The sequence below is a fragment of the Hydrocoleum sp. CS-953 genome, from assembly GCF_002260545.1.
In the GTDB taxonomy this organism is placed as follows: Bacteria; Cyanobacteriota; Cyanobacteriia; order Cyanobacteriales; family Microcoleaceae; genus Trichodesmium.
The window spans coordinates 1-5,161 of the sequence record NZ_LGSU01000873.1 but is presented as its reverse complement, the minus strand read 5'-3'; the positions used below and the strand labels follow the sequence as shown (position 1 = coordinate 5,161).

The 5,161-nt window shown below is 39.1% G+C and carries 4 protein-coding genes; all 4 read left to right on the top strand.

Annotated features, from left to right (window positions below):
• The first annotated feature begins 8 nt into the window (after positions 1-8).
• The 4 genes from AFK68_RS36620 to AFK68_RS11465 all read left to right on the top strand — a co-directional run bounded on the left by AFK68_RS36620 (position 9) and on the right by AFK68_RS11465 (position 4,989).
• Entirely contained in the window at positions 9-152 is a 144-nt protein-coding gene (locus AFK68_RS36620) for a hypothetical protein (RefSeq protein ID WP_168186418.1), read from the top strand.
• Positions 153-436: 284 nt separating this feature from the next.
• Complete coding sequence (locus tag AFK68_RS43420; RefSeq protein ID WP_256386539.1) at positions 437-565, top strand: hypothetical protein; 129 nt, start codon at positions 437-439, stop codon at positions 563-565.
• 236 nt (positions 566-801) lie between these two features.
• Positions 802-1,014, top strand: coding sequence for a DUF6464 family protein (locus AFK68_RS11470; protein ID WP_094672869.1), 213 nt, complete (start codon positions 802-804; stop codon positions 1,012-1,014).
• Between the two features lie 459 nt (positions 1,015-1,473).
• Positions 1,474-4,989 (top strand): choice-of-anchor I family protein, encoded by a 3,516-nt coding sequence (locus AFK68_RS11465; protein WP_094672867.1) that lies wholly within the window; start codon positions 1,474-1,476, stop codon positions 4,987-4,989.
• Positions 4,990-5,161 lie beyond the last annotated feature (172 nt).

The window sequence follows — 5,161 nt, the reverse complement described above, 5'->3', positions numbered from 1 at the left end:
CCTGAGTTTTGGCAATTTCTGACTCTCGTTTAGAGTCTGCTTCTGTTTGCTCTGCTTCTGCTTTAGCGTTAGACTCAGCAATTTCGGCAAAAAGGCGGCCGAAAAAAAATTTACCTATTCATATAACTGTACTTTTAGTAATTGATAATTAGAGTTTTTACCGAAATAATTAATAATTAAACAATTAAATAATTAGACCATTCAGGTTTAAAGCCTCCCCTTTCAAGGGGAAAAAAATAAATATGCATCCCCCTTTGTGTCAATCCTCTCCCTTTTAGGGATAGGTAATTATCAATTATCAATTATCAATTATCAATTAATGAAGATCCACTTTCCATTATCAATTATTCATTATTCATAGGTGATTTATATGTACCATAAATTTTATTTTGTGCTATGGGCATTATTCATAGTATTAATCATTGGATTGCCGAATATGAAAATGAAAAATAATCTCCAAGTAAAACATTTTGATGAATTGGCAGAAGAAATTTTTCATCAGTTTGTTAGTCGCTCCAATGAAGATCCACCTGTTCCTTATAAAGAAGGTACAAGTCGTGGTTAAATAAACTTGATTATTTCCAATTTTCCGATAAATTTATGTTTGGGTATTCAATTGAGGAGTTTGCCATTAACAAGCTTTTAGGTACTTGATCTAATCTAGGGAACAGCTAAAAATAATTAGTAACAGTAAAAGCCACTTGTTCCTTAAATCTCATGTAGTTGAAATAGACAAGCAGTTTAATATTTTATTATGGTATATTTAAGTATGAAAATTAACAATAAAAATAAATTTAAAAAATGACAAACTTAGGAATGGAAAGAATGAGACTACAATCTCATAGTCATATCAGAAAACTAATTGCATATCATCAACAAAAATTAAATTTATTAGCCAAAACTACTGACCGGAAAGCGACCTGCATTTATAACGCTCATTCTCCATTTTTGCTTTGTGCAGTTAACCCAAACGGAAATTGCGACCAATGTCATCATTATCAACCACAAAAATAGTGATTTAGATAACACGAATTTGAGAAAAAGGTCAATTATTAATTAGGGTTTGCGCTCAAAAGTCTTATGGGTGAGGATAGGAGTCAACCCACCCCCGCCCCTCCCAGGAGGGAAAGTCAGGAGAAATGGGGAATTTAGACGAGACAGGAGGAAGAATTATAAGAGTGATTTTTCTGCCTTATGCAACCTAAAATCCTCACTTTATGCAGCTCTTTAGAACGAAAACCTTGTACTTTTTCAAGACCTAAAAAGGCTAAAACTTTTATCTGTCAATCCTTTTATATTTAATCAGCAGAGCAATAATTACTTAACCAGGCGATCGCCTATGGTAGTTGACAATTCCTTGATTATATGTTTACAAACCAAGTTTTATTTTTAATTAGATAATTAAACTTTTCTTAAAGATAAGCTGGTAATATACCTTCGGTGCATTAAACATATATACAACTAGGAAGATTAATGACTGACCCAAAACTCCGAGTATTAGGTACTTTTGAAACAGGGCTTTTCGATGAAAGTGCTGCTGAAATTACAGCTTATGACCGCAATACACAAAGAGTGTTTGTTGTCAATGCCAATAGTGCCACTATTGATGTATTAGACATTAGCGACCCCACCAACCCGACTCGTATAAATCAGATAAATATTTCCCCTTTTGGTGCAGGTGCTAATAGTGTTGCAGTTAATGACAATGGTCTTGTAGCAGTAGCAGTTGAAGCTGAGGTCAAACAAGACCCAGGTTCAGTTGTCTTCTTTAATGCTGATGGCACTGTACTCAATCAAGTTACGGTGGGTGCATTACCAGATATGCTCACCTTTACCTCGGATGGGACAAAGGTGTTAGTGGCAAATGAAGGAGAACCCAACGATGACTACAGTAATGACCCAGAAGGTTCCGTTAGTATTATTGACATTTCTGGTGGAATAAACAATTTAACTCAAGCAAATGTCTCTACCGCAGACTTCACTGCTTTTATTGGTCGCGAAGAAGAATTACGCTCCCGTGGCGTGCGGATCTACGGACCTGGGTCAAATGCAGCTCAAGACCTAGAACCAGAATTTATCGCTGTCTCTGCTGATGACACCACAGCATTTGTAACTCTGCAAGAAAATAATGCCGTAGCAGTAGTAGATATTAACAATGAAGAAATTGTAGATGTTCTACCATTGGGAGTAAAAGACTACAGTCGCGGTCTTCCTAACCTGACACAATTTGAATTTTCTGACCTACCAGTTTTAGCTACAACAGAAGGAGGTGACGAAATTCTCCTGGGTGGTTTATCAGGACTATGGCTTGAAGGTGAAGACGAAAACGGCAACCTACAATTTGTCACCGTACCAGACCGCGGACCTAATGCCGCTCTCACAGATGTAGACGGTGACGGCAGTAATGAAAGACCATTTGCTTTGCCAGACTATCAAGCAAGAATTGTTCGGTTTACATTAGATGAAGACAGTGGCGATATTGATATAACTCAACAAATTCTCCTAACCAGACAAGACGGTACAACTCCCATCACAGGTTTACCTAATATTCCAGTAGTAGACGAGGAACCAGTAGACCTTTTTGGCAACCTCCTAGAATACGATCCCTTTGGTGCAGACATGGAAGGTATTGTCATCAACAGGGCTGATGACACTTTCTGGACTGTAGATGAATATCGCCCCGCCATTTACAACTTTGATACTGATGGTTCACTTATAAACCGTTTTGTACCTGAAGGAACAGGAGCATTAGCAGGAGAAGCAGCAGGAACTTTTGGTACAGAAACCCTACCAGCAGAATATTCAAACCGTCGCCGGAACCGTGGTTTTCAAGCAGTTGCTCTGGATACAGACGCAGGTATTCTCTACAGCTTTATTCAAACACCTCTAGAAAATCCCGATCGCAACACTTCTAACAATTCTAGTATCATCCGAATGTTAGGTATTGACCCAAATACTGGAGAACCTGTAGCAGAATATGTCTATCTCTTAGAAAAACCAACTTTAGATCCGGATGACCTTAGTCAATTAGTTGATAAAATGGGAGATGCTGTCTACGATCCAGAAACTGGTAAATTCTTTGTTATAGAAAGAGACTCCTCTGTTACTGAGACAGGCAAAAAATTTATCTTTGAAATAGACCTCACAGGTGCAACTAATTTACTTGCTGATGGTGCGCCAAGTTTACCAGACGGTCAAACCCTAGAACAACAAACTGCAGATGATTTAGCAGGATTAGGTATTCAAGCAGTTAATAAAGTTAAAGTAACTAACCTACCCTCTATTGGTTATATTGCTGGAGACAAAGTAGAAGGTCTATCATTACTACCAGATGGAAGGTTAGCGGTACTCAATGATAATGACTTCAGTCTCCTAAATGAACAAATTGATGGTGATGGTAGCGTTCCTCTCAGTCCCGAACCAGTACCAGTAGTTCTAGGTGTAATTGATTTCTCAACACTAACTAATGAAATCGATCCTAGCGATCAAGATGGTGGGATTAATTTCAACAACTGGCCTGTTTTTGGGTTATTGCAACCAGATAGTATTGCCTCCTTTGATATAGAGGGTGAGACCTATTATGTCACAGCAGATGAAGGAGATGTCAGAGGTTTTGATAATTTTGATGAAGAAGCGCGGGTAGAAGATCCCGAATTTCTACTCGATCCCGATGTTTTTGATGTTGATGAACTTAAGGAGGAGGATGCTCTAGGTCGTCTGACAGTGACAACCACAGAAGGGGATATTGATGGTGATGGCGACTTTGACCAAATTTTTACTCCTGGTGGTCGCTCTTTCAGTGTTTGGGATAGTGCTGGTAACAGGGTTTTCAACAGTGGCGATGCTTTTGAAAAAATTACTGCAGAACAAATACCAGATAACTTCAATTCTGACCGGGACGAAAATACTTTTGATACTCGGAGCGATAACTTTGGTCCTGAACCTGAAGCCATAGCTACAGGAGTTGTAGACGGTACACCCTATGCTTTTATTGGTCTAGAACGCACAGGGGGAATCATGGTGTATGATGTTAGTGAGCCCAATGAACCAAGGTTTGTGGAATATTTTAATAACCGTGACTTCTCCGTTGAATTTGATACTGATGCAGATGGAGACCCTGATCCAACCCCAGAACAACTTGAAGCAGCAGGAGATTTAGGACCGGAAGGTTTTGCGTTTATCTCCGCAGAAGATAGTCCGAATGGAGAACCGTTATTAGTAGTTGGTAATGAAATTAGTGGTACTACTACTGTTTATGAATTTACCCCAAACCAAACTATCACAGGAACTCCAGGAGCTGATAACCTGAGTGGTGGTACTGGTAACGACAATATTGATGGTCTAGGTGGTAATGATACTCTCAGTGGTCTGGGTGGTAGCGATACTATTAATGGTGGTGCTGGCAACGATGAGATTAATGGCAACCGTGGTGATGACCGTGTTAGTGGTGGAAATGGTAATGACCGTGTGAATGGTGGTTTGGAAAACGATACTATTTTTGGCGGTAATGGAGATGATACCTTAATTGGTCGTTTGGGTAATGATCGGATGTTAGGAGGTAATGGGGAAGATATTCTCACTGGTGGTCAAGGTCGCGATCGCCTGAATGGTGGTGCGGGTGATGATACCCTGACTGGTGGGGCGAGTATTGACCGCTTTATTTTTGCTGCTAATAGTGAATTTAGTCAAGCGGACTTAGGGATAGATGAAATTACAGACTTCAACCCAGACTTAGATTTGATTCTGCTTGACTTGACGACTTTCACAGAAATTACCACTGCTTCTGGTGGAAATATTGGGGATGAGTTTGCTATCGTAGAAAGTAATGGTGATGCTGCTACCAGTGACGCTATTATTGTTTATAATTCTACTAATGGTGCTTTATTCTATAATGCTAATGGTAGTGGGAATGATTTTGGAGATGGCGGTCAGTTTGCCACTCTCAGTGATAACCTAACTATCACGGCGGATAATTTTGTTATCAGATAAGACTTCTATCTTGTCAAGACTGATTAAGCAACTTTAGCAGTTTGAATTTCAGTAGACCAAAGTAGGGAGTTTCGATTAAACTTCCCTACAATAATTACTGGTATAGCAATTAGGAATGATTTATGAGATATTTCAGAACGATTAAGATAAATCAAAATCCTTCCATATTCTG

Excerpts from the sequence above, each read along its gene's own strand:
- AFK68_RS11470 (WP_094672869.1), top strand. The coding sequence starts at position 802 with ATGACAAACTTAGGAATGGAAAGAATGAGACTACAATCTCATAGTCAT.
- AFK68_RS11465 (WP_094672867.1), top strand. The coding sequence starts at position 1,474 with ATGACTGACCCAAAACTCCGAGTATTAGGTACTTTTGAAACAGGGCTT.
- AFK68_RS43420 (WP_256386539.1), top strand. The coding sequence starts at position 437 with ATGAAAATGAAAAATAATCTCCAAGTAAAACATTTTGATGAATTGGCA.